Here is a 22,213-nt window from a genome sequence, read left to right as displayed (position 1 = left end):
GCCGACACCGTCCCCTGGTACCGCACCACCCGCACCTGGTGGGAACCCCTCACGACCACACCCGCCGCATGACCTGACAGCGCCGGGGGTGGTGGCGCCGACGTTTCGAAATCCGTCGGCGCCACCACCCGCGGCGTCTTGCGTCTGGTCAGCGCCCTCCGGCGCGGAAGACCTCCGAGACGGTGCGGAGCACCACCTTGACGTCCAACCACAGCGACCAGTTCTCGATGTAGTAGTTGTCGAACCGGGCCCGGTCGGAGATCGGGGTGTCGCCCCGCAGGCCGCTGACCTGGGCGAGCCCGGTGAGGCCGACGGGGACGCGGTGACGTGCCGCGTAGTCCGGGTACTCCGCGGAGAACTTCTCGACGAAGTACGGCCGCTCCGGCCGCGGCCCGACCACGCTCATGTCGCCGCGCAGGATGTTCCACAGCTGGGGCAGCTCGTCCAGCGACGTCCGGCGCATGAACCGGCCGATCGGGCCGACCCGGTTGTCGTGTGCGATGGACCAGTTGGTCTGGGACTCCTGCTCGTTCACCGGCCGCATCGACCGGAACTTGATGACCTTGAACGGCTTGCCGTACCGGCCGATCCGCTCCTGGTAGAAGAAGATCCCTCGGCCACCGTCGATCAACGTGGCGATGGCGCAGAGCAGCAGCACAGGGCTCAACAGGATGAGAGCGAACCCGGCGAACAGCATGTCGGACGCCCGCTTGATGGCCCACCGTGGGCCGGTCAGCGAGATATCACCGATCTTGACGATCGGGAACGCGCCGATGTGGTCGGGGTAACCGCCGTGGGAGCGGGAGCCCCACAGGCGTGGCACGGCCCAGAGGTCACAGCGTGAGCTGCGGGGTTGCAGCAGGGTTTCCATGAGCGTGGCCTCGTGGCAGTCCGGGTCGGCGATGATCAGGACCTCGCACTCCGTCAGCCGGACGAGGTGTTCGAGGTCCGTCAGCGTCCCGCTCAGGGGAAGCGCCGCGTTGCCCTGACGGGACGGAGCGTCGACGCAGCCGACGAACCGCAGACCGTACCGCGGGTAGCGGCGCAGCAACCGTGCGAGTTCGAGACCGATCGGGCCGCCGCCGACGATGAGCGCGTTGTGCTCCGCCCACCGGCGCTTACGAGACAGGACGGTGAACGCCCTGCTGGCCGCGCGCCCAAGGATCACGAACAACGCCGACAGCGCGACGCCCCGCATGAACTCGCCGACGTACGTCACCGAGGCGTGGCGCTCCGCCGCGATGATTGCCACCACCGAGGCGGCAGTCAGCAGTCGCCCACAGAGGCTCGGCAACTCGTCGAGGATGCTCACGTGACGGCGCGGCCGGTAGAGACCGCCGACAGTGAAGAGGGTCAGTGTCAGGACGGCGTTGGCCAGGGTCCCGCGCCAGTAGTTCTGGCTCAGCAGCAGCGGAGCGAGCAGCGCGACGGCGTCGACGGGGGCGATCATCATCCAGGCGCGTAGCCACCGGGTCCGCGACGAGGTGCGGGACCGGGCGTACGGCAGAACGGCGGTGGTGCCCAGGCCGGCGACCTCGACCTTGGCCTCCTCCCGCCCCTCCGGCTCTCTCGTCTGAGGAACGGGTGGGGCACCGCCATAGAGGCGGGCCCCATCGCCCGGTATGTCAATTTCATCCCCGCCGAACGGCGGCGTGGACGAATGACTGGTGGCCGGAACGCCTGACACTAGTGGACCTCCCCGTGAAAGCCCTCGGTCACGCATTCCGACCAGAAGGGCGACCGAACTCTACGATCGACCTGGGCGCGCCACCATAGCCGGCAAGCCAGTTGCTACTCCTACTTTGCGGCGGCGGCAGACAGGATCCCCGGAACGTTGTCGTTGCGGACCGCCTCGAAGACCTGGGCGGCCTTCTTCTTGTCGACCTTCACCACGCTCTCGCTACCGACCATCCCGGTCCCTTCCACAGGGCAGGTGAGGAACGTCAGGTTGCCGCTGCGCAGGCCACGCATCTCGGTCGCGAGGTCGATCAGGTTCAGGGACTTGTCGACAGCGACCGAGTCCGCCGTCGCCTTGACGAAGGAGTTGAGTTTGGCCGGGTTGGCGAGCGTGCCGCCGGTAGCCGCCTTGTCCAGGATCGCCTTGATCACCTGCTGCTGGTGCCGGATCCGGGCGAAGTCGCCGTCGGCGAAGGCGTGGCGTTCGCGTGCGTAGTCGAGCGCGGCCGCCCCGTCCATCTTCTGCCGGCCGGCGTTGAACGTCCGGCTGCCGTTGAGCGCGTAGGCCGTGGTGAAGCCCTTCTCCACGTCGACGTTGATGCCGCCCAGCGCGTCGACGATCTCCTTGAACCCTCCGAAGTCGACGATCGTCACGTGGTCGATGCGCACGCCGGTGAACTTCTCCACCGTCTGCACCATCAACGGAACGCCACCCCACGCGAACGATGCGTTGATCTTCGCGTCTCGGCCACCCCGGCCCGTCGGGGACTTGGGCACGCTGACCCAGCTGTCGCGGGGAATCGAGATGAGCTGGGCGCTGGACCGGTCCTTCGGAAGGTGGGCCACGATGATCGTGTCGGTGCGGGAGCCAGACTCGCTGTCCGGATCGCGTGAGTCGCTGCCGAGCATCATGATGTTCATCGCGCCCTTGGCGGCCGCGTCCACCTGCGGGCGGTCGGCTTCCGGCACACCGTCGAAGGCATCGACGCGCTCGATGCCGGAGTTGATCGAACGGAAGTACAACCCTCCGGCGACCATCCCGCCACCGCCGAGCAGCGCCAAGACCACGAAAGTGATCAGAGCGACCTTTTGCCACCGGGGACGCTTCTTGCGTGCCTTCTTGGTGGGCTCCGTTGGTGGCTGCGCCTCGAGGAACTGGGTCTCGGGCTCCGCGTACTCTTGGCGATACTGCATGCCGCGATGCTACTGATTCCCGGTTACAGGCATGTACCCCCATCCGGGTCATACGGTTCCACGACCCGACCGAAGACTTCTCCGACGAACGTTGGCTGACCCGGGGCGTGGCATGGTAGCCGGGTGCGACTGGCATCGATTCACACGTACCCCGTCAAGGGTTGCCACCGGCTCGACCACGACGGCGCGCTCGTTCGACCGTGGGGCCTGGCGGGCGACCGACGCTGGATGGTCGTGGACGCCGACGGCGTCGGCGTCACCCAGCGGGAAACCACCCGGCTGGTCGGCCTGCGTGCCAGCGTGCGCCCCGGGGGTCTGCTGCTGCGCGCCGACGGGCAGCCCGACCTCGACGTGCCCGAACCGACCGTCGGTGAACCGGTCGCGGTGCGCACCTTCCGCAGTCGCAAGCTCCCGGTCCCGGCTCTGCCGGCCGGTCGAGAGGCCGACGACTGGCTCGGCGCGCTGCTCGGCCGACCGGTCCGGCTGGTCTGGCTGGCCCAGCCGACCCGCCACCTGGCCGCCGAGGACCGCGAATACGACACCGGCGACCAGGTCAGCTTCGCCGACGCCTACCCACTACTGCTGGCGAACACCGCCTCCCTCGACGTCCTCAACGACTGGCTGGCCGAGGCGGGGGAGCAGCCGGTGCCAATGACCCGATTCCGACCCAACCTGGTGGTCGACGGCGCATCGGCCTGGGCCGAGGACGGCTGGATCGGCCGGTCGCTGCGCATCGGCGACCTGCGGTTCCGCGCCGCGGGGCCGTGCGACCGCTGCGTGGTGACCACGACGGACCAGGAAACCGGGGTACGCGCGAAGGAACCGCTGCGCACCCTCGGACGACACCGCAACGTCCAGCAGAAGCTCCTCTTCGGACTGCACCTGGTGCCCCTTGACGGCGGTCAACTCGCGGTGGGGGCCCCGATCGTCGTCGTGCCCTGACCGGTGACGCCTTCGACTGCAATCGGAACGCCCCGATCACCGTCCGTCGATGCTGTCTTAGCTTTGGCTTAGCCGGCTTGTCCGCCCGCGCGCCGGTCCGGCAGCATCGCCGTCGTGACGGACGGAAGCGCTGTCGACATCGACATCGACCTGGACCATGCTGCCGAGGGCCGGCCCGCATCGTCGTCCAGCCCGATGCCCTGGCTGGTCGCCACCGGCGTCACCGTTCTCGCGGCGGCACTCGGGCTCACCCTGACCCTGCGGTCCGGCTCCGCCCCGGCCTGCGCCGCCGGCCGGACACTCGCAGCCGCGCCGCCCACCGGCAACGCCACGCACAGCGGCAAGGCGAGCTTCTACGACTCGAACGGCGCCGGCGGCAACTGCTCGAACCCCGCTGCCCCGGCCAACCGGCTCTACGTCGCGCTCGGCCCGACGGAATACTCCGCCGGCGCCGCCTGCGGTGGATTTCTCGACGTGACCGGCCCGAAGGGCACCGTCCGAGTGCTGATCATGGACCAGTGCCCGGAGTGCGCGACCGGGCACCTCGACCTGTCCCGCGAGGCGTTCGCCCGGATCGCCGACCCGGTCCAGGGCCTCGTCGCCGTGACCTACCGGGCGGTGGTCAACCCGCCACTGCCCGGACCACTCACCTTCCGTATCAAGGAGGGCGCGTCGCAGTGGTGGTTCGCCATCCGCGTCGGTAACCACGGCAACCCACTGCGTTCCGTCGAGGTCCGGCAGGGTGACAGCGGGCCGTGGCGGGCGACAGCCCGGCAGGACTACAACTACTGGCTGATCGCCTCCGGCGCCGGGCCCGGCCCGTTCAGCGTCCGCGTCAGTGACGTCTACGGAAACCGGGTCACCGTCGGCGGCATCCGCATGGCACCCGGCCAGGTGCAGAACAGCGCGGTCCGGATGTACGCGCGCAGCGCCGTCGCGGCCACGCCGCGCCCGTCCGCAACGACCCGGCCGCCCGGCAAACGACCAGCCGGTACGCCGACGCCGGCCCGCCGTCCCGTCGAGGTGGCGAGGGCGAGCGCGGCGGCCACCGGAACACCGACCACCCGCCCGGCCGCGGCGAACGCCCGTTGGTGCGCTGGCTGACCGTTCAGTCGGCAGGTGCCAGGTCGAGCCACATCAGGACCTCGTCCCGGTCGTCATCGGTCGCCAACCGCAACGCGCCCGGCAGCCGGCCGACTTCCCGGTAACCGAGGCGGCCGTAGAACTTGTCCAACCCCAACCCGTCGCGCACCGTGACGTGCAGCGCCTCGTGGCCGAACTCCCTACCCAGCCGGGTGGCCTCAGCCATCAGCGCCGAGCCGTAGCCGGTGCCCTGGGTGTCCGGGTGGACCATCACCCGCTTCAGCACGCACCAGTGGGCCGTGAGCGGGAAACGGTTGTCACTGAAGATCAGCATGGCCACCAGCCGGTCGCCGGAGTATCCGACCAGCAGCCGGTCCGGCCCGTCGACAATACCGGCGAAGGTCGGGTCGGCGGTGGCGCGCACGTCGGCGGTGGTCACCGGCGGGACGAACCCGACCGCGCCGCCCGCGTTGCTGACGTCCACCCAGAGGTCGACGATCTCGGCGCGCAGTTGCGGGGTCAGGTCGGGGTCGAGGACGAAGCGCAGACTCACGCTCGCCATCCTGACCCGACGACCAGGCCCGCGACCCGCGAGAGTGACGCGCCCGACAACCACCGTCAGGCAAGTGGTGCGCGTTGACTTGTGCGGGAGAGGGGATTCGAACCCCCACATCCTTCCGGATACAGGTTCCTAAGACCTGCGCGGCTGCCATTACGCCACTCCCGCCAACTCGCTGAGTCTAGAACGTCTTGCTTCGGCGGTGTTGAGCCCGGCCTCCTTGAGGATGGCCGAGATCGTGCCGTGACTCACCCTGCATTCCCCGCCCGGCAGGTTGCGGAGGATGGCCGACAACCGCTTCGGTCCGACGTCGGGATTCGCCAACGCCCCTGCGACCACCGTGTCGCGATGAGCCCTCGAACGCCAGCGGCGGTCCGGACGCGGCGTCAACAGGCCTTCCTGCTCGAGTCGTCGCCGAACTTTGTACAGGTAGGCCGGGTGATAACCCAGGTGCCTCGCCGCCTCCAAGGCCGTCATCTGCTGGGCGTCGATCCGGCCGAACAGGTCGACGAGTTCCTCCCGCGTTGCCGGTCGGCGATCGGAACCGTCTGTCCCCTGCGAGCCTTCCTCGTCCCCGACCATCGTCCGTGTAGGGACGGTGAGGTCACGAGCCCGGTTCCGCCGGCCGGCAAAGGTCGGCGTCTGGCTGTGGCAGTTTGGGCAGAGGAGCCGCAGATTAGGTGGCCGGTTGTCGAGGAAGTCCCCGTTGATGTGATCGACGTGCAGGATGAGTGCCGTGCCTCGCCAGACTGGCCCTGTCCCGCATCCTTCGCACTCCTCCGGCACGCCGAGTGTGGCCAGAGCCCATTTCAACCGCACGCCCGGCGTCCGGCGGGACCCTTCTGGCAGCTCGACAAGAAGCTGCGACGAGGTGGTGCGCCGTTCGCCGCGCCGCCCCTTGTTGTGTGCCTGTCTGGTGAAATGCGACGTGTCGATGTTGAAGCGTTTGAGCTGGCGACTGATGTGTGCGTGCGAGCCGCCGCTGACGCGTACGCCGAGCAGCCGCATCACCTCGGTGATGTTCCGTGCGGCGGCTGCCGCGGTGGCGAGCGCTTCGGGAGTGTATTTGTATCGGACCACTGACGGAACGTAGCGGCCCGGTATGACAAGTCAGTCCAGGCCGAGGTCGCGGCGGAGCTTGGCGACGTGCCCGGTGGCCTTGACGTTGTAGAGCGCACGCTCGATCTTGCCGTCGGCGTCGATGACGAACGTCGAGCGGATCACGCCGGTGACGGTCTTGCCGTACAACTGCTTCTCGCCGTACGCGCCGTAGGCGGTCAGCACCGTCTTGTCCAGGTCCGACACCAGCGGGAACGTGATCGAGTCGCGTTCGCGGAACTTCGCCAGCTTCTCCGGCTTGTCCGGGGAGATGCCGACGACCTCGTAGCCGGCGGCCTGGAGCGAGGCGAGCGAGTCGCGGAAGTCGCAGGCCTGCTTGGTGCAGCCGGGGGTCATCGCGGCCGGGTAGGCGTACAGGACGACCTTGCGGCCTCGCAGGTCGGTGAGGGACAGCTGGTCGCCGGTGTCGGTGGCGAGGGTGAACTCGGGCGCGGGGTCACCGGGGGAGAGACGGTCGGGCGCGGTCATGGCCCGACGATACCGCCGGGCCGGCGGATGCCGTCGTCGGCGACGCGTCGGGTGTCGCACCGGTCACCGGCTGGAAAGGTGATCAACACCTCGCGTTGTTGCCAGAGTCTGGCAACAACAAGGCTTGGGAAATAGGCTGACGCACGCTGGCCCGGCCGGGCCGCTGACGTGTGGGAGGTCGCGTGGAGACACTGGCGATGCACATCTCGAACGGGATCATCGACGGTCCCGTCGCAGCGATCTTCGCTGCGCTCGCTCTTGCCGCGCTCACCGCCTGCGTCCTGCGTGGCCGGCGCGACCTCGACGACCGGCTGGCTCCGATGGCAGGCCTGGTGGCGGCGTTCATCTTCGCCGTCCAGATGCTCAACTTCCCGATCTTCACGGCCGGCGTGAGTGGCCACCTGCTCGGTGGCGCGCTCGCCGCCATGCTTGTCGGCCCGTGGGTCGGCGCGCTCTGCGTGGCCGTGGTCCTGGTCGTGCAGGCACTGATCTTCGGTGACGGCGGCGTGGCGATGCTCGGCCTCAACATCACCAACATGGCGCTGATCGGCACCGCCGCGGCGTACGTGCTGATCGCGGTGCTGCTGCGGGTGCTACCCCGCACGCCGGCCGGTCTGGCGGTGACCGCGTTCGTCGCCGCGATGCTCAGCGTGGTGGTCGCGTCGCAGGGCTTCGTCCTGGAGTACTGGCTGGGCGGCACCACCGACCTGGGCAGCAACCTGACCGGCCTGGCCGGCACGATGGCCGGCGTCCACCTGCTCATCGGCATCGGCGAGGGCCTGATCACCGCGACCACCGTGCTCACCGTCGCGAAGGTGCGACCCGACCTGGTCTACGCGCTGCGCTCCCTGCGTGCGCCCGCTGCCCCCGCTGTCCCGGTCGCCGGAGGTGTTCGATGAAGAATCGCTCGTGGGCCTTTCTGGCCGGTGGCCTGCTGGTCGCCCTGCTGCTCGCCGGTGTGGTGAGCAACTACGCCTCGTCCCACCCGGACGGGCTGGATTCGTCCCTGCTCAAGGGCTGCACGGTCGACGCCGACGACAACATCGTCGGCGGCAGTTGCCCGGCGCAGCGGGCACGGGATCACGAGTTGGCCGACGGCCCGCTCGCCGACTACGGCGTCCGGGGCGTGCAGAACAGCTTCGTCTCCACCGGCCTCTCCGGTGTGCTCGGGGTGTTGGTCACCTTCGCGATCGGCGCTGGCGGCTTCTGGTTGCTGCGCCGCCGGGGCACCACGCTCACCGACGGCGACGCGACGACGTCCGCCGAGGGCGCGACGCCCGCCGAGGACGACGCGGCGACGGCCCGCGCCGGCACAGCCGGCTGATCAGGGGGTACGCGTAATGGGTGCCGGTCACGGGCATGTGCTGTACCGCGAGTCGGATTCGCCGGTGCACCGGCTCCCGCCCGAGGTCAAGATCGTGGCGATGGTGGTCTTCACCATCGCCGTGGTGGCCACCCCACGCACGGCGTTCTGGGCCTTCGGCGCGTACGCCGTGCTGGTGGCGGCGGTGGCGGCGCTGGCCCGGGTGGGGCCGCGGTGGTTGCTCAGCCGGGCGCTGATCGAGTTGCCGTTCGTGCTGTTCGCCGTTGCGCTGCCGTTCCTCGGCGCTGGCGCTCGGGTCGAGGTGCTGGGCCTGCGGCTGTCCGAGGATGGGCTGCACGGCGCCTGGAACATCCTGGCCAAGGGCACCCTGGGCGTGCTCGCCTCGCTGCTGCTCGCCGCGACCACCACCACCCGGGACCTGATCGTGGGGCTGGACCGGCTGCACTGCCCGCAGGTGCTCACCCAGATCGCCACGTTCATGCTGCGCTACCTCGACGTGCTGGTCGGCGAGGCGCGGAGGATGCGGGTGGCCCGGATCTCCCGGGGTGACGACCCGCGCTTCCTGTGGCAGTTGCGCGGCTTCGCCGCCGGGATCGGGGCGCTGTTCCTGCGCGCCTTCGAGCGTGGTGAGCGGGTCTATCTGGCGATGCTGTCGCGGGGTTACACCGGGCGGATGCCCGCCGTGTGGCAGGGCGAAGGTGCGGCGAGTGCCGGTCAGTGGCTGGTTGCGGCGACCGTGCCGGTGTTGGCCGCCTCCATCGCCGCCACCGCTCTCGTGCTGACATGATCGGTGTCGTGCAGACCGCTGTCTCCCTGGACGTTCGTGGCGTCCGGTACGCGTATCCGGACGGGCACGTAGCCCTGCACGGCGTGGACCTGAACGTGCCGCGCGGTGAGCGGGTGGCGCTGCTCGGGCCCAACGGCGCCGGCAAGACCACGCTGGTGCTGCACCTCAACGGCATCCTCAGCCCGACCGAGGGCAGCGTGAGCGTCGGCGGGCTGACGGTCACACCGGACCGGGCCACCCTCGCCGAGGTGCGTCGGCGGGTGGGCATCGTGTTCCAGGACCCGGACGACCAGTTGTTCCTGCCCACGGTGGCGGAGGACGTGGCGTTCGGGCCGGCGAACCTGGGTCTGCGCGGGGCGGAGTTGGCCGCCCGGGTGGACGAGGCGCTCGCCGCGGTGGGGATGGGTGAGCACCGGGACCGGGCCCCGCAGCACCTCTCGTTCGGGCAGCGGCGCCGGGTGGCGGTGGCGACCGTGCTCGCCATGCACCCGGAGATCCTGGTGCTCGACGAGCCGTCATCGAACCTGGACCCGGCGGCCCGTCGTGAGCTGGCCGAGATCCTGCGCGACCTGCCGGTGACCCTGCTGATGGTCACGCACGACCTGCCGTACGCGGCGGAGTTGTGCGAACGCTCGGTGATCCTCGACGGTGGCCGGATCGTAGCCGACGCCCCCACCCTCAACTTGCTGCGAGACGCCCCCCTGCTAACCCGACACCGCCTAGAACTCCCCTACGGCTTCACCCCAAACCCGTAACCCCACCCCCCACCCCACCCCAACCCCGCGGCGATCTTGCACTTACTGTCGTGCCATAAGGCGTAAATGCCGCATAGCGGCGACACAAAGTGCAAGATCGCGAGAACGTTGGGAGGGGGGTTAGGGGCGGGTTGGGGTTGGGGTTGGGGTTGGGGTTTTGGCTGTTGCGTGCAGGCGGAGGATGCCTGCGGCTGTTGCGCCGGTGCCGACTACCAGCACTATGGCCACCATGACCCGGGCGGCCTCGGGCGACCACGGCACCGGGGCGATGGACCGGGCGAACACGGCGGCGTTCGCCGCGCCGGCGAAGAGCGCCAGGCAGGCCCCGGCCAGCGCCACCACGAAGTCGGCGGCAGGGCGGCGGGACAGCGCGTACCACCCGGCGGCGATCGCGCCGAGGCCGGTGATCAGCGACCAGATCTGCCCGGACAACAGCCCGAGCGCCACCCCACCCAACCCCTGGGCGCCCGCGTCCAGCTCCCGCCCCACCGGGTACATGACGGCCACCACTCCGCCGGCGACCAGCAACGCGCCCAGCGCGGACATCGCGCGGGCGCCAGCCGGGGCGGCGGCGGCGACCAGGCCGAGCGCGCCCACCGCGAGCAGCCCCACGATGGTCACCGCCCACCAGGTGTACGCGTCTGGCGGCGGCACCCAGTCCAGCGTGCCGCTGATCATCACCGGGTCGGCACCGTCACGCAGTGGGACCGTCCAGTCTCGGACCCGATGCTCGCGGTCCGGGGCGGCGCGTACCTCTGCGGGTGGTTCCGACTCCTGCCACAGCGCGCGCTGGTCGTGCCATCGCGCCGTGGTCCCGTCGGCGATCCGCCGCCAGGACGGAGCAGCGGCCGGGTCGGCCTCGGCCGGGAGCGTGGTGTCCCCGGCGATGGTGCGGTTCAGGTACGTGGCGGGGGAGCGGCTGTTCTCGAAAACCCCGTCCGGGCCGACCCGCAGGTACGGCTCGCCGGAGTAGCCGATGACCTCGATGGTGCGGCCGGTGCTGTTGGTCAACTCAAGCCGGGCGCCCGCCTCGACGACGCGTACCTCCAGCCCTGGCCGCGCCGGTGCGACCCCGGTGGTGCGGGTGCGGTAGTCGGTGCCGTCCGGTGCGTCCGCGCCGTGCGCGGAGGCGGGCGCCGCGGTGATCAGGGTGGCCGCGCAGGCCGCGGCGGCGACCAGGCCGGCGCGGGCCAGCAGGGTACGGATCACTTGCCGGCCGCCGCCACGGCTGCGGTGAGATTTTCCGGGGTGGGGTTGGCGAGCGGCTGGCCGTTGACCATGACCGTCGGCGTGCCGGTGACGTTGCTCCGGCTGGCCTCGTCGGTGACGTGTTCGGTCCACGTCCGGTAGGTGTGGTCGTTGACGCAGCTGCCGAACGAGCCCCGATCGAGGCCCACGCCGGTGCCGATGTCGATCAGCTCGCCGTCGGTGAGCCCGGCGCTGCCCTCCGCCGGCTGCTTGTCGAAGAGTGCTTTCGCGTACTCGTGGAACTTGCCGCCGGCTGCGGCGCAGCCGGAGGCTGCCGAGGAGCGGGTGGAGTAGTCGGTGGTGGAGAAACGGTTGAGGAACGCGACCGGGTGGTAGACGACCTTCGCCTTGTTGTCGGCCACCAACTGTTCGAGCGTCGACCCGCTGCTTGCCTCGAACTGCTTGCAGACCGGGCATTGGAAGTCTTCGTAGACGTCGACGGTGACCGGCCCGCCACCGGTGACGATGCCGGTGCCGGCCGCGTTGGCGCCGGGCGGGGTGGTGAAGGTGTCGGAGCGCTGGTTGGACCAGACGGCCCAGCCGATGACACCGGCGATGATCAGGACGACGACCGCAGCGGCGGAGACCCAGATCGTGCGTCGGCGCCGCCGCTCGCGGGCGAGCTGTTCACGGACCACCCGGGCGGCGTCCCGCTGCCCCTTGCGACTACTCATCCTCGTCCTCCACAGCGGGTTCGCCGGACAACCACCCGTCCACCGATACCGGCGTACGTGGCCAGATCAGCAGAAATCCGGCCAGTACCAAGAATCCCAGGTCCCGCAGGATCTCCGGGAGGTAACTGGGTGCCTGCCCCTCGGCCAACTGCCCGCCGCTGCCGAAGCAGCCGCAGTCGATGGACAGCCCACGCGCCCAGGCCGAGGCGATCCCCACGATGAAGACCACCAGCAGCGCGGCCGACACCCCGGCGACGAGCCGGGCGGCCAGACCGAGCAGCAGTAGCACGCCCAGCGCCAGCTCGACGAAGGGCAGGGCCGCGCCGATCACCGTCGCCACGTCGTACGGCATCACCTGGTACGCGTTGACGGCCCGCCCGGAGGCGGCGAGGTCACCGACCTTCGACGCGCCGGCGACGAGCCAGACGGCGGCGAGGCCGAGCCGGGCCGCGGTGCCGAGCCAGGGCCGGAGCACGGGCCAACGGCCGACCCGGATGGGAGGTGCAGTCACGCTCATTTGTCGTCCCGTCTTCGCCGGAAGTTCCGCGCTCAGCCGGTCAGGGCGTCGCCGACCGCCTCGACCAGCTCGTCACGGGCCCGGGCGACCCGGGAACGGATGGTGCCCACGGGCACCCCTTCGACGGCGGCGGCCTCGGCGTACGACAGGCCGAGCAGTTGGGTGAGCACGAACGCGGCGCGTCGCTCGGCGCTGAGCCGGCGGACCAGGTCGGCGGCGCCGAACTGGCCGGCCGGGTCCGGGTGCGGTCGGTCGGTGTACGCGTTCGCCGCCAGGCGCTCGTCGAGCCGGCGGCGGCGGATCACCGTGCGCAGGTGGTCGGCACAGGCCCGGCGGGCGATGCCGAGCAGCCAGGTGCGGGCGCTGGAACGACCCTCGAATGCGGGCAGGGCCCGAAACGCCCGCAGGTACGTTTCCTGGGTCAGGTCGTCGGCGCTGTCCGGGTCTACCAGGGCGGCGGCGAACCGCCAGACCTCGACCTGGGTCAGCCGGACGAACGCCGCCTGGGCGGTCGGATCACCGTCGCGTGCGGTCAGCGCCCACTCGGTTGCCGGGTCCCGGGCGGCAGCACCGGCCGGCTCGGCCGGACCGGCGGCACCGGTGTCACGCGGGACAGGGATCACGACAAACCAGGTTACGCGGCACCCGGCGGGGCGTCCGGATCCTTCGGCTCTTGGATGGCCTGCGCCACGTCGGGAACTTTTCCCCACCGCGGGCCGACTACCCGGTCATGACTTGCGACCACGAGCGCGATCACCCGTCTCGGGTCGCCGAAAGCGACTCTCGTCGGCGACCATGGCCGGCATGACTGTCGCCCTCCGCCGCCGGATCGCCCGGCTGGCCGCAGCTGCCGGCCTCCTGGTCACCGTTGTTGCCTTGTTGATCGCGCCCGCCACCCCGGCCAGCGCCCACGCGGTGCTGGAGAGCAGCAGCCCAGCCGCCGCAGCGGTCGTGCCGAGCGGGCCGTCCGCGGTGGTCCTCACGTTCAGCGAATCGGTCCGCAAGGTGCCCGGCAAGATCCGGGTCATCGCTCCGGACGGCTCCCGGGCCGACCGGGGCGAGCCGTCGTTCGGCGGCGCGGTGGTGACGATTCCGGTGGACCCGTCCGGTGCGCGCGGCACCTACCTGGTCAGCTTCCGGGTGATTTCCGCCGACAGCCACCCGGTGTCCGGAGCATTCACCTACTCGGTCGGCGCACCTTCGACGCCCCCCGTCGACGACGGCGCGGACAGCCGCGCCAACCCGGTGGTGGACACGGCGGTGAAGGTGGCCCGTTTCCTCGGCTACCTCGGCCTGGTGCTGCTGGTCGGGCCGGCGCTGGTGCTCGTCGCGCTGTGGCCACGACGGCTCTCCCGGCGGGGCCCGGCCCGGCTGGCCTGGACCGGCCTCGGCCTGGTGGCGTTCGCCACCCTCGCCGACCTGTGGTTGCAGGTGCCCTACACAGCCGGCGGTGGTCTCTTCGAGGTCACCGGTGAGGGGTTCGGCAGCGTGTTCGGCAGCACCTTCGGTGCCGCCCACCTGATCCGACTCGGCCTGCTGGCGGCCTCCGTCTTCCTGCTCCGGCCGCTGCTGACCCGGCCTGTCGGCCGCCCTGACGCGAGCATCCTGGCTGTGCTCGGCGGCGCTGCCCTGCTGACCTGGCCGCTGGCCGGGCACCCAGCGGCTTCCCCGGCTCCGGCGGTCTCCGTGGTGGTGGACGCGGTCCACCTGGGCAGCATGGCGGTCTGGCTGGGCGGTCTGGTCATGCTCGCCGGGTTCCTGCTGCGTCAGGCCGACGAGCGGGAGTTGGGCGCGATCCTGCCGATCTGGTCACGCTGGGCGGCGCTCGCCGTCTCGGCGCTGCTGCTTGCCGGCACCGTCCAGGCGCTGATCGAGGTGGCCACCCCGCAGGCGCTGATCGACACCACGTACGGGCGGTTGCTGCTGGCCAAGATCGGGCTGTTCGTGCTGGTGATCGCCGTGGCTGCGTACTCCCGGCAGTTGGTGCGTCGTCGCGTCGCGGAGCAACGCCCGGCGCCGGTCCGCCGGGCGGTCTGGGTGGAGTTGGCCGTGACCGTGGTGGTGCTGGGCCTGTCCGCCACGCTCGTGCAGACCACGCCCGCCCGGACCGCCGTGGCCGGGCCGTCCACCGCCGAGGCCGGCCAATTCAGCACCAGGCTGTCCAGCCCGCTCTACTCGCTGGAGGTCGAGGTGAGCCCGGCCGAGCGGGGCAACAACACGGTGCACCTGTACGCCTACGACAAGGACAACCTGCCGCTGCCGGTGGCCGAGTGGAAGGCGACCGTCGCGCTGCCCTCGGCCGGGATCGAACCGATCGAGGTCCCGTTGCTGGCGCTGAACGACAGCCACGCCTACGGCGACGTCAGCCTGCCGGCCGCCGGCGACTGGCAACTGAAGATCACCGCCCGAACGACCGACATCGACCAGGCCACGGTGACCGCCACCGTGCCGATCCGTTAGAGAGGTCCGCGAAACCCATGACCCGATTCCGGCGTACCGCAACCGCCGCTGCCGCCCTGGCGTTCACCGCCGCTGCCACCGCTGTGCTCGGCTTCGCCGGACCGGCGTCTGCTCACGTCACGGTGAACCCGAAGGAGGCGACCCAGGGCGGCTACGCCCGGGTGGCGTTCCGGGTGCCCAATGAGAGCGACACCGCCTCGACGACCAAGCTCGAGGTGGTGCTCCCGGAGAACGCGCCGGTCGGGTCGGTCTCGACCATGCCGATGCCCGGCTGGACGGTCGCCACGGAGAAGCGCAAGGTGGACCCGCCGATCGAGGTGCACGGCAGCCAGCTCACCGAGGCGGTTTCCAAGATCACCTGGACGGCCACCGGCGACGCGGCGGTGAAGCCGGGTCAGTTCCAGGAGTTCGCCGTCTCGATGGGGCCGTTGCCGCAGGTCGAGTCGATGGTCTTCAAGACCCTGCAGACCTACTCGGACGGCGAGATCTCGCGCTGGATCGACCCGCCGGCGACGGGCGGTGAGGAGCCGGAGAACCCGGCTCCGGTGCTCACCCTCGTCGCCGCGGCGGCACCGTCGGGGTCGGCCGCGCCGACCGTGAACGCGGCCGTCCCGATGCCGTCTGTCGAAGACGAGGGCAATGGTCTCGCGGTCGGCCTGGGTGTGGCCGGTCTCGTCGCCGGTCTGGCCGGCCTGGTGCTGGGCGGGCTGGCGTTCGCCCGGACCCGCCGAGAGCCGGTCGCCAAGTCCTGACCCCGTCGCACACGCTGGCCCGCCGGACGATCCGGCGGGCCAGCGGGCTTTCCGCAGTCGGACCGGACCGTGCCGTGGATATCCCCTGATCAGAGCGCCCACGTCGGTAAGGTCGGCCGGGTATCTGGCTACGGAAGGGGACGGTGCGAATGCGTTTCGTGCGGGCGATCGCCGGAGTACTGCTGTTGGTCGTAGGGATTCCGGCGCTGCTCGCCGGTGGCGCGTTGTGGTTGGTAGCCCGACACACCAGCCCTGATGGGGCCTTCACCGCCCGCTTCGAGACGATCCGCACGCCCGGTCACGCGGTCGTGGTCACCGATCTCGATCGGTTGCTGCGGCAGTCGGCGCCCTTCGCGCGTACCGCCCAGACCCGGCTGCGACTGGACGCCCGCACTGCGGACGGCCCGGCCTTCGTCGGGCTGGCGCCCACCGCCGAGGTGAACCGCTGGCTGGAACCGGTGCCACACGCCTCGGTCCGCCGGGTGACGCTGGCCCAAGGCCCGCTGCCGGTCCGGTTGGACCCGGCCGGGCCTACCGCCGGCGGCGCGGCTGGTCCGGCCGGTCCTACCGCTGGCAGTCCGGCCGCCACCGTGCCGGGCAGCCCGCTGGGTCGGGCGTCGTGGTCACACCAGGGGATCGGCTCACTGGAGTGGAGTGCGGACGACCTGGCCGGCGAGCCCATGAGTCTGGTGGTGATGCGCCCCGACGGCGGCGCAGACCTGACCTTGGACCTGCGCGCCGAATTGCGGGCGGGGTGGACCGGCCCGGCCACCTGGGGTCTGCTGGCCGCCGGCGTCCTGCTGGTGGTGTGCGCGCTGCTGTTCCTGCTGCGACCGCCGCGCCCGCGCGAAGTGATCTTCGTGGTCGAGCCGGATCAGGTGCCGGTGCTCGCCGGGCGGCTCGGGGTCACCTCGCTGAGTGGCCTGGGTGCCCACGATCGCGGGTCGAGCTCGCGGTTCCCGGCCGTACGGCAGCTCACCCCGGTCAGCTCGGCTGCGGGGGAGCGGCCCCGGTCGGCGATCGGCGCAAAGCCAGCCCGGTCGGCCACCCTCGCCGATTTGGACGAGCCGGTCCGGTTGCCCCGACCACCGGCAACGCTGAGTCTCGCCTGGCCGCCGGCCGGCGCGGAGGCCACGGCCCGGCCGGTGGCGGTGGACGAAACGTCGAGCGGCCCCCCGCGCTGCCGACGCGGAGGGCCACCCTCACCGGGGGATCGGTGCTACCCGAGCGACGCTTGAGGTAGATGAGCCCAGATTAGCGCCGATAGCGGCTACTGGGGAGATCTGTCCATTTGGTGCGATTTTACCTCGGAGTGGCTTGAGCGCAGCGGCCCCAAGCGCAGCGATCCCAAGCGCACCGTGCCCGAGCGCATCGGCAGGGTCGCCAGCAGCAGCAGACTGAGCAGCACGTAGATGTTCTGCAGGACAAAGTCCACCGGGTCATGGGTGCGGACCGTCGCAATGCCCCACTTCTGGAACGTCACCACGCCGTAGATGATCAGGGCGGTGGTGCCCAGCGCGAGCCCGGCCAACCACCGACGCCGGCGTGCCTCCTCAGGGCGGTTGGCGCTCAACGCCGCGTCCGCGAGCAGCACCACCGCAGGCACGAACCAGTAGATGTGGTGGGTCCAGGTGATCGGGCTGGCCAGGGCACCGACCAGCCCGGTCAACGTCAGGCCCGTCAACGCGTCACCAGCCCGAGCCGCCCGGACGGCCCGCCACAACCCGTAGGCGGCGACCACGGCGACCACCAGCAGCCAGAGCAGCCGGTCCGGCTTATCCGGCGCGGTGAACCGGCTGAGCAGGCCGAACAGCGACTGGTTGCCGACGTAGTCGGTGCGGCCCACCCGGTCGTTGTCCCACAGCTCCTGGGTCCAGAACCGCCACGACTCCCCGGGCGCTATCGCCATCGCGAGCAGGGTCGCCGCCGCGGCCGTCGCGCTCGCCACCGCTGCGGCCCGCCACCGCCGGGTGGCCAGCAGGTAGACGATGAAGACGCCGGGGAAGAGCTTGAGAGCCGTCGCCAGCCCCACGCCGATCCCGGCCCAGCGCCGCGCCTGCGGTACGGCGAACAGCAGGTCAGTCAGAATCAGCACCACCAGCAGCATGTTGATCTGCCCGAGGGTGATCGTCTCGCGGGTGCTCTCCACTGCCAGCACCAGCAACACGGCGGCGGTCAGGGTGAAGGTTCGCGGCAGGTTGTGCCGGTCGATGACCGGTATCACCAGCCACCGGGTGGTCAGCACCACGGCCAGCACGGTGAGCACCGTGAAGATCGTCACAGTGGCACCGAGCTTCAGCAGCCCGAACGGCCACAGCAGCAGCGCACTGAAGGGCGGGTAGGTGAAGTACAACTCGCCCTGCACCCGGTCGGGTTGGACGTAGTCGTAGAGCGGGTGGCCGGTCCGCCACCAGTCGACCGCGGACATGTAGATCTTGAGGTCGAAGAAGTTGTGCACGAGGCCGCGCAGGTAGAGCGCTGGGAGCACGGCAATGAGGGCCACTACCGCGACCAGGCGGCGGACCGTACGGCCGCCGGGATCGTCGTCGGTGACGGCGGGCGGTGCGACGGGTTCTGCTGGCACCCCGAAACCCTAGCGGGCTGGCCCGCTGAGAGCGCGCAGCCGCGAGGCGTGGGCTGCGCGTAGGCTGTCCCGGTGGCTGATCTCCTCGTTTGGATCGACTGTGAGATGACTGGGTTGGACCTCGGCAAGGACAAGCTGATCGAGGTCGCGGCACTGGTCACCGATCCCGACCTCAACGTGCTTGGTGACGGGGTCGACGTGGTGATCCACGCCGATGAGGCGGCACTGGAGGGGATGCCGGAGATCGTTCAGACGATGCACGCCAAGTCCGGCCTCACCGAAGAGGTCCGCCGTTCGGCGGTCACCCTCGCCGAGGCGGAGGACCTGGTCCTGGAGTACGTCCGCACCTTCGTCAAGGACCCGCGTACGGCTCCGCTGTGCGGCAACTCGATCGCCACCGACCGCGGCTTCATCGCCCGGGACATGCCCCGCCTCGACGCGCACCTGCACTACCGGATGATCGACGTCTCGTCGATCAAGGAACTCTGCCGTCGCTGGTACCCCCGTGTGTACTTCGGCCAACCGCAGAAGGGTCTCGCGCACCGGGCGCTGGCCGACATCCGGGAGAGCATCCGGGAGTTGGAGTACTACCGACGCACGGTCTTCGTCCCGCTGCCCGGCCCGGACGTCGAGACCGCCAAGGCGATCGCCGCCGAACTCTGACCTTGGCAGCTCTCGCCGGGGAGCAGGGAACCCGCTAGACGCGGCGCGCTGCGGTGTGGCTATTATTGGTCCGCACCCCGCCCGGGGCGATCGACCGGGCGACGGCGGCGTGGTGGCTGTAGCTCAGTTGGCAGAGCACCGGGTTGTGGTCCCGGTTGTCGTGGGTTCAATTCCCATCAGTCACCCTGGTTTCACTGCTCAGGCCCCCTCTTCGGAGGGGGCCTGAGTCGTTTCAGGCCCTAGGGGCGTATGCGAAAGCCCCCTCCGAAGAGGGGGCTTTCGTGGGGTGGCTCAGGCGGTCGGGGTGGGTGACGGCGTGACGGTGCCGTCCGGGGTCGGGGTGGTGTCCGGGTCGGCCGGCGGCTCGTACGGGAGGGCGCTGCCCTTGACGTACTCGTCCCAGCTCATGTTCCAGTCGGTCCAGCCGTTGCCGTTCTGCAGCTTGCGCTCGGTGCCCTTGACCGTGATCGGGTCACCGATCTGGGTGTTCTTGAACAGCCAGTCGCCGTTGGCCATCGACACGTTCACGCAACCGTGCGAGACGTTCACGCTGCCCTGCTGACCCTCGGACCAGGGTGCCGCGTGGATGAACTCGCCACCCCAGGTCAAACGCTGCGCGAAGTCAATCTTGGTGCGGTAGCCGTCCTCCGGGCCCAGCTCCTCGAACGTGTCGAAGACGGTCTTGCGCAGCTTCTCGATCACCACCATCGTCCCGCTGGACGAGGGGGTGCTCTTCTTGCCCAGGCTGACCGGGATGGTCTTGACCACGGCGCCGTTGCGGGTCACCGTCATCCGCTTGGTCTTGTTGTCCACCGTCATGATCATCGAAGAGCCGATCTTGACGTCCACCGCGAGGTCGGCGCGGCCGTACCAGCCCGCACCCATCGGCAGGCCGCCAGCCTGCACCCGGTAGGAGACCTTGCTGTCGGCCTTCCAGAACTCCTTCGGCCGGTACCGGATCTCAGTGGGGCTGACCCAGTGCCAGATGCCCTCCTGGGCCGGTGTCGAGGTCACCGTCATCCGGCGCTGCACGTCGTCGCGGTAGTCCTCCGGAATGGCCCGGCTGAACTTCACGATCAGCGGCATGCCGACCCCGACCACCTGGTTGTCACCGAGGAAGCTGCTCACCCGTACCTGATTGCCCGGCTTGGCCATGGTGGTGAAGGTGCTGGTCGCGGTGGCCGGACGATCATCGTCGCCGGTGGCGGTCACGGTCGCCGTGTAGCTCGTGCCGTACGCCAGCGCGCCGGCCGGCAGCCACGTCTTGCCATCCGCGGCGAGGGTGCCCTCGACCGCCTTGCCGGCCGCGTCCTTGAGCTCGACGGTGGTCTTCACGGCGTCCTTCGTGGTGAAGGTGATGCCGGTGGATGCGGGCACGTCCTTGGCGTCGGTCGCCGGCTCGCTGATGGTCGCCGCCGCCTTCGCGGCCGGGGTCTCACCGCCGCCCTGCCACGAGGACGGCTTGCCGCCGTCGCCGTCGGTGCAGGCGGAGGTGAAGGCAAGCGCCACGGCGAGGAGTGACGCCGCGAACACGCGGCGTCGCCCACCGGGCCTGATCAGCTGGTCCTGGCTAGCTCGCATGATTCCCTCACAGTCGTGGTCGCTGCCCCATCGTCCTACTGACGCGCCAGAGCCGGCCCCGGTTGCCGAGGGTGAACCGAAACACGCCGACCATCGTGCCGGAAAATTGCTACTATCCGGCGTTTCGTGAGCGTGGCTCGTTTCCGTACCGGGGCTGGGGGGTCGCCGCGGCATCATCGCGTCGCGGGAGTGCAAGGGTACGCGCCGGCCCGGCCATCGGCAGGGCCGGCGCAAAAGACTGACGGCTCAGAGCGCCGGGCCGGCCCCGCCACTGGGCACGGGCAGCGCGCTGCCCTTGATGAACTGCGACCAGCTCAGGCTCCACGCCGTCCAGCCGTTGCCGGCGGCGAGCCGGCGCTCGGTGCCCTTGATCGTGATCGGGTCGCCGATCCTCGTCTTGTCGAACAGCCACCGGGCGTTCGCCATGGACACGTTCACGCAGCCGTGCGAGACATTCTGCCGCCCCTGCACATGCTCCGACCAGGGGGCGGCGTGAATGTACTCGCCACCCCAGGTGAGCCGCTGCGCGAACTCGATGTCGGTGACGTAGCGGTTGGCCGGGTCCGGGTCGTCGCGGGTGTCGAAGGTCGTGGCTTCCTTCTTCTCCATCACGACCATCGTGCCGCTGGACGACGGCGTGCTCTTCTTGCCGAGGCTCACCGGAATGGTGCGCACCAACGCGCCGTTCTCGTACACCGCCATCTTCTTGTTGGCGTTGTCGACCTTCATCACGAAGGACCGGCCGATCTTGGCCGTGGCCTTCCGGTCGACGTCGCCGTACTTGCCGTTGCTCAGCGGAATGCCAGCCAGTGCGATCCGCACCGTGATGGTGGTGCCGGGCTTCCAGTATTCGGGTGCCCGGTAGTAGGCCTGCGTGCCGTTGTCGACCCAGTGCCAGGCTCCCGGCTGCGGCGGGTCGGTGCGGACGAACATCCGCTTCTGCACCGCTGCCCGGTCCTTCTTCGGGATGCCCGGGTGGAACTCGGTGACCACCGGCATGGCCACCCCGTAGCTCTTGTCGTCGAAGAGGTACAGGCCGGAACCAACTGTCGACTTCGGCTTGGCCATCGTGGTGAAGCTGCTGGTGCCCTGGCTGCTCGTGCCGTCAGCGGTGTTCGCCGTCACCGAGGCGGTGTAGCGGGTGCCGTACTTCAGTGGGGCAGACGGCACCCAGGCGGAACCGTCGGTGCGCAGCTTGCCCTCCACCGTGCCCCCGCCGTCCGCTGTCAGGGTGACCGCGGAAACCTTCCCGCCGTCCGGAAGCTTCGCACTGATCTCCGTGCTCACCGGCCGGTTCTTCGCGCCGTCGGCCGGGCTCAGCGCGAGCGTCGGCCCGCTCGGCGTCGAGGGCGCGGACGAGTCTGGTGCGGCGCTCGCGCCTGACGTCGACCCCCCGCCAACGAATTCCGGCTTCTTCTGCTCGTCGCCGCACCCGGTCAGTGCCAGCGACGCCACCAGAGTCAGAGCGCCCACCACCGCCCCGGCTCGCGTGAACCGTGTCATCCCCACCTCTGTTCTCGCGTACCTGGCGGACATCGTGCCGCATCACCGCCGCAAGCCACGCCCCTCTCGCGAGCGGGGTGGTCGGTTTGTAACCTTTTGCCCGCAAAGCTCGACCGAAGGGGGGAGCCGGGTAACCGTTTTGGAGCCCGACTCGGAGGGGTGCTAATGTTCTCTCCGTTGCCGAACGAGCGCCGCTAGCTCAACTGGCAGAGCAGCGGACTCTTAATCCGCGGGTTCGGGGTTCGAGTCCCTGGCGGCGCACCAACGATCAAGGCTCTGACCTGGTGGTTCACACTGGGTTGGGGCTTTTTTCGCGTCCCGAT

Annotated in this window: 22 protein-coding genes and 3 tRNA genes; 12 read left to right on the top strand and 13 right to left on the bottom strand. The window is 70.2% G+C overall.

The annotated features are described in order from the left end of the window. Positions 1–148 precede the first annotated feature (148 nt). Positions 149–1,453 (bottom strand): sugar transferase, encoded by a 1,305-nt coding sequence (locus ACLQ28_RS16850; RefSeq protein ID WP_425687208.1) that lies wholly within the window; start codon positions 1,451–1,453, stop codon positions 149–151. Between the two features lie 344 nt (positions 1,454–1,797). Continuing rightward, positions 1,798–2,871: an LCP family protein gene (locus tag ACLQ28_RS16845; RefSeq protein ID WP_425687197.1), complete on the bottom strand. Its 1,074-nt coding sequence runs from the start codon at positions 2,869–2,871 to the stop codon at positions 1,798–1,800. A gap of 123 nt (positions 2,872–2,994) precedes the next feature. Between ACLQ28_RS16845 and ACLQ28_RS16840 the strand changes: the two genes are divergently transcribed. Next, entirely contained in the window at positions 2,995–3,813 is an 819-nt protein-coding gene (locus ACLQ28_RS16840; RefSeq protein WP_425687196.1) for an MOSC domain-containing protein, read from the top strand. 114 nt (positions 3,814–3,927) lie between these two features. After that, positions 3,928–4,917 (top strand): expansin EXLX1 family cellulose-binding protein, encoded by a 990-nt coding sequence (locus ACLQ28_RS16835; protein WP_425687195.1) that lies wholly within the window; start codon positions 3,928–3,930, stop codon positions 4,915–4,917. A gap of 4 nt (positions 4,918–4,921) precedes the next feature. Here the strand turns inward: ACLQ28_RS16835 and ACLQ28_RS16830 are convergent, their stop codons facing one another. The 4 genes from ACLQ28_RS16830 to bcp form a co-directional block, all read right to left on the bottom strand. Continuing rightward, a complete protein-coding gene (locus tag ACLQ28_RS16830) occupies positions 4,922–5,449 on the bottom strand; it encodes a GNAT family N-acetyltransferase (protein WP_425687194.1) in 528 nt (175 codons plus the stop codon). 91 nt (positions 5,450–5,540) lie between these two features. Continuing rightward, positions 5,541–5,623: transfer RNA gene (locus tag ACLQ28_RS16825), tRNA-Leu, on the bottom strand. After that, entirely contained in the window at positions 5,609–6,535 is a 927-nt protein-coding gene (locus tag ACLQ28_RS16820; protein WP_425687193.1) for a hypothetical protein, read from the bottom strand. Before ACLQ28_RS16820 ends, ACLQ28_RS16825 begins: the two co-directional genes overlap by 15 nt. A gap of 30 nt (positions 6,536–6,565) precedes the next feature. Next, positions 6,566–7,042 carry a thioredoxin-dependent thiol peroxidase gene (gene bcp / locus ACLQ28_RS16815; protein ID WP_425687192.1) on the bottom strand — a complete coding sequence of 159 codons (477 nt, stop codon included), beginning with the start codon at positions 7,040–7,042 and terminating at the stop codon, positions 6,566–6,568. 182 nt (positions 7,043–7,224) lie between these two features. On the opposite strand from bcp, the gene ACLQ28_RS16810 reads away from it, so the two are divergent. From ACLQ28_RS16810 to ACLQ28_RS16795, 4 genes are read left to right on the top strand one after another with little or no spacing between them, the layout of a single operon-like run. Further along, the gene (locus ACLQ28_RS16810; protein WP_425687191.1) at positions 7,225–7,941 is read left to right on the top strand and encodes an energy-coupling factor ABC transporter permease; all 717 of its coding nucleotides are present in this window, start codon (positions 7,225–7,227) and stop codon (positions 7,939–7,941) included. Further along, a complete protein-coding gene (locus ACLQ28_RS16805) occupies positions 7,938–8,366 on the top strand; it encodes a PDGLE domain-containing protein (RefSeq protein WP_425687190.1) in 429 nt (142 codons plus the stop codon). The genes ACLQ28_RS16810 and ACLQ28_RS16805 overlap by 4 nt, the downstream gene beginning before the upstream one ends. 16 nt (positions 8,367–8,382) lie before the next feature. Then, on the top strand, positions 8,383–9,153 hold the full coding sequence (gene cbiQ / locus ACLQ28_RS16800; protein WP_425687189.1) for a cobalt ECF transporter T component CbiQ: 771 nt from the start codon (positions 8,383–8,385) through the stop codon (positions 9,151–9,153). After that, positions 9,150–9,908, top strand: coding sequence for an energy-coupling factor ABC transporter ATP-binding protein (locus ACLQ28_RS16795; RefSeq protein WP_425687188.1), 759 nt, complete (start codon positions 9,150–9,152; stop codon positions 9,906–9,908). The genes cbiQ and ACLQ28_RS16795 overlap by 4 nt, the downstream gene beginning before the upstream one ends. 120 nt (positions 9,909–10,028) lie before the next feature. On the opposite strand, the gene ACLQ28_RS16790 is transcribed toward ACLQ28_RS16795, so the two are convergent. From ACLQ28_RS16790 to ACLQ28_RS16775, 4 genes are read right to left on the bottom strand one after another with little or no spacing between them, the layout of a single operon-like run. Next, positions 10,029–11,117 carry a hypothetical protein gene (locus ACLQ28_RS16790; RefSeq protein ID WP_425687187.1) on the bottom strand — a complete coding sequence of 363 codons (1,089 nt, stop codon included), beginning with the start codon at positions 11,115–11,117 and terminating at the stop codon, positions 10,029–10,031. Further along, positions 11,114–11,830 (bottom strand): DsbA family protein, encoded by a 717-nt coding sequence (locus tag ACLQ28_RS16785; protein ID WP_425687186.1) that lies wholly within the window; start codon positions 11,828–11,830, stop codon positions 11,114–11,116. The genes ACLQ28_RS16790 and ACLQ28_RS16785 overlap by 4 nt, the downstream gene beginning before the upstream one ends. Beyond that, complete coding sequence (locus tag ACLQ28_RS16780; RefSeq protein ID WP_425687185.1) at positions 11,823–12,347, bottom strand: MauE/DoxX family redox-associated membrane protein; 525 nt, start codon at positions 12,345–12,347, stop codon at positions 11,823–11,825. Before ACLQ28_RS16780 ends, ACLQ28_RS16785 begins: the two co-directional genes overlap by 8 nt. A 32-nt stretch (positions 12,348–12,379) precedes the next feature. Further along, positions 12,380–12,970 (bottom strand): sigma-70 family RNA polymerase sigma factor, encoded by a 591-nt coding sequence (locus tag ACLQ28_RS16775; RefSeq protein WP_204943620.1) that lies wholly within the window; start codon positions 12,968–12,970, stop codon positions 12,380–12,382. Positions 12,971–13,142: 172 nt separating this feature from the next. On the opposite strand from ACLQ28_RS16775, the gene ACLQ28_RS16770 reads away from it, so the two are divergent. From ACLQ28_RS16770 to ACLQ28_RS16760, 3 genes are all read left to right on the top strand, one after another. Next, positions 13,143–14,807, top strand: a complete 1,665-nt coding sequence (locus tag ACLQ28_RS16770) for a copper resistance CopC/CopD family protein (RefSeq protein ID WP_425687184.1) — start codon at positions 13,143–13,145, stop codon at positions 14,805–14,807. Positions 14,808–14,824: 17 nt separating this feature from the next. Next, the gene (locus ACLQ28_RS16765) at positions 14,825–15,559 is read left to right on the top strand and encodes a YcnI family protein (RefSeq protein ID WP_425687183.1); all 735 of its coding nucleotides are present in this window, start codon (positions 14,825–14,827) and stop codon (positions 15,557–15,559) included. Between the two features lie 149 nt (positions 15,560–15,708). Then, the gene (locus tag ACLQ28_RS16760; protein ID WP_425687207.1) at positions 15,709–16,797 is read left to right on the top strand and encodes a hypothetical protein; all 1,089 of its coding nucleotides are present in this window, start codon (positions 15,709–15,711) and stop codon (positions 16,795–16,797) included. Between the two features lie 32 nt (positions 16,798–16,829). On the opposite strand, the gene ACLQ28_RS16755 is transcribed toward ACLQ28_RS16760, so the two are convergent. Continuing rightward, complete coding sequence (locus tag ACLQ28_RS16755; protein ID WP_425687182.1) at positions 16,830–18,143, bottom strand: glycosyltransferase 87 family protein; 1,314 nt, start codon at positions 18,141–18,143, stop codon at positions 16,830–16,832. 72 nt (positions 18,144–18,215) lie between these two features. Here ACLQ28_RS16755 and orn point away from each other — a divergent pair, with 72 nt between their 5' ends. After that, complete coding sequence (gene orn, locus ACLQ28_RS16750) at positions 18,216–18,806, top strand: oligoribonuclease (RefSeq protein ID WP_425687181.1); 591 nt, start codon at positions 18,216–18,218, stop codon at positions 18,804–18,806. A gap of 112 nt (positions 18,807–18,918) precedes the next feature. Continuing rightward, positions 18,919–18,991 (top strand) — tRNA-His (locus tag ACLQ28_RS16745). Positions 18,992–19,097: 106 nt separating this feature from the next. Here ACLQ28_RS16745 and ACLQ28_RS16740 read toward each other — a convergent pair. Both ACLQ28_RS16740 and ACLQ28_RS16735 read right to left on the bottom strand, forming a co-directional pair. Further along, positions 19,098–20,387, bottom strand: coding sequence for an Ig-like domain-containing protein (locus ACLQ28_RS16740; RefSeq protein WP_425687180.1), 1,290 nt, complete (start codon positions 20,385–20,387; stop codon positions 19,098–19,100). A 246-nt stretch (positions 20,388–20,633) separates the two neighbouring features. Further along, complete coding sequence (locus ACLQ28_RS16735; RefSeq protein WP_425687179.1) at positions 20,634–21,890, bottom strand: Ig-like domain-containing protein; 1,257 nt, start codon at positions 21,888–21,890, stop codon at positions 20,634–20,636. Positions 21,891–22,078: 188 nt separating this feature from the next. Between ACLQ28_RS16735 and ACLQ28_RS16730 the strand changes: the two genes are divergently transcribed. Then, positions 22,079–22,154: transfer RNA gene (locus ACLQ28_RS16730), tRNA-Lys, on the top strand. Positions 22,155–22,213: the final 59 nt, after the last annotated feature.

Origin of the sequence: Micromonospora sp. DT201, assembly GCF_049841575.1 — a bacterium.
Taxonomy (GTDB): Bacteria; Actinomycetota; Actinomycetes; order Mycobacteriales; family Micromonosporaceae; genus Micromonospora.
Note: the sequence above shows the minus strand (reverse complement) of the source record. Positions and strands in the feature narration are given on the sequence as shown.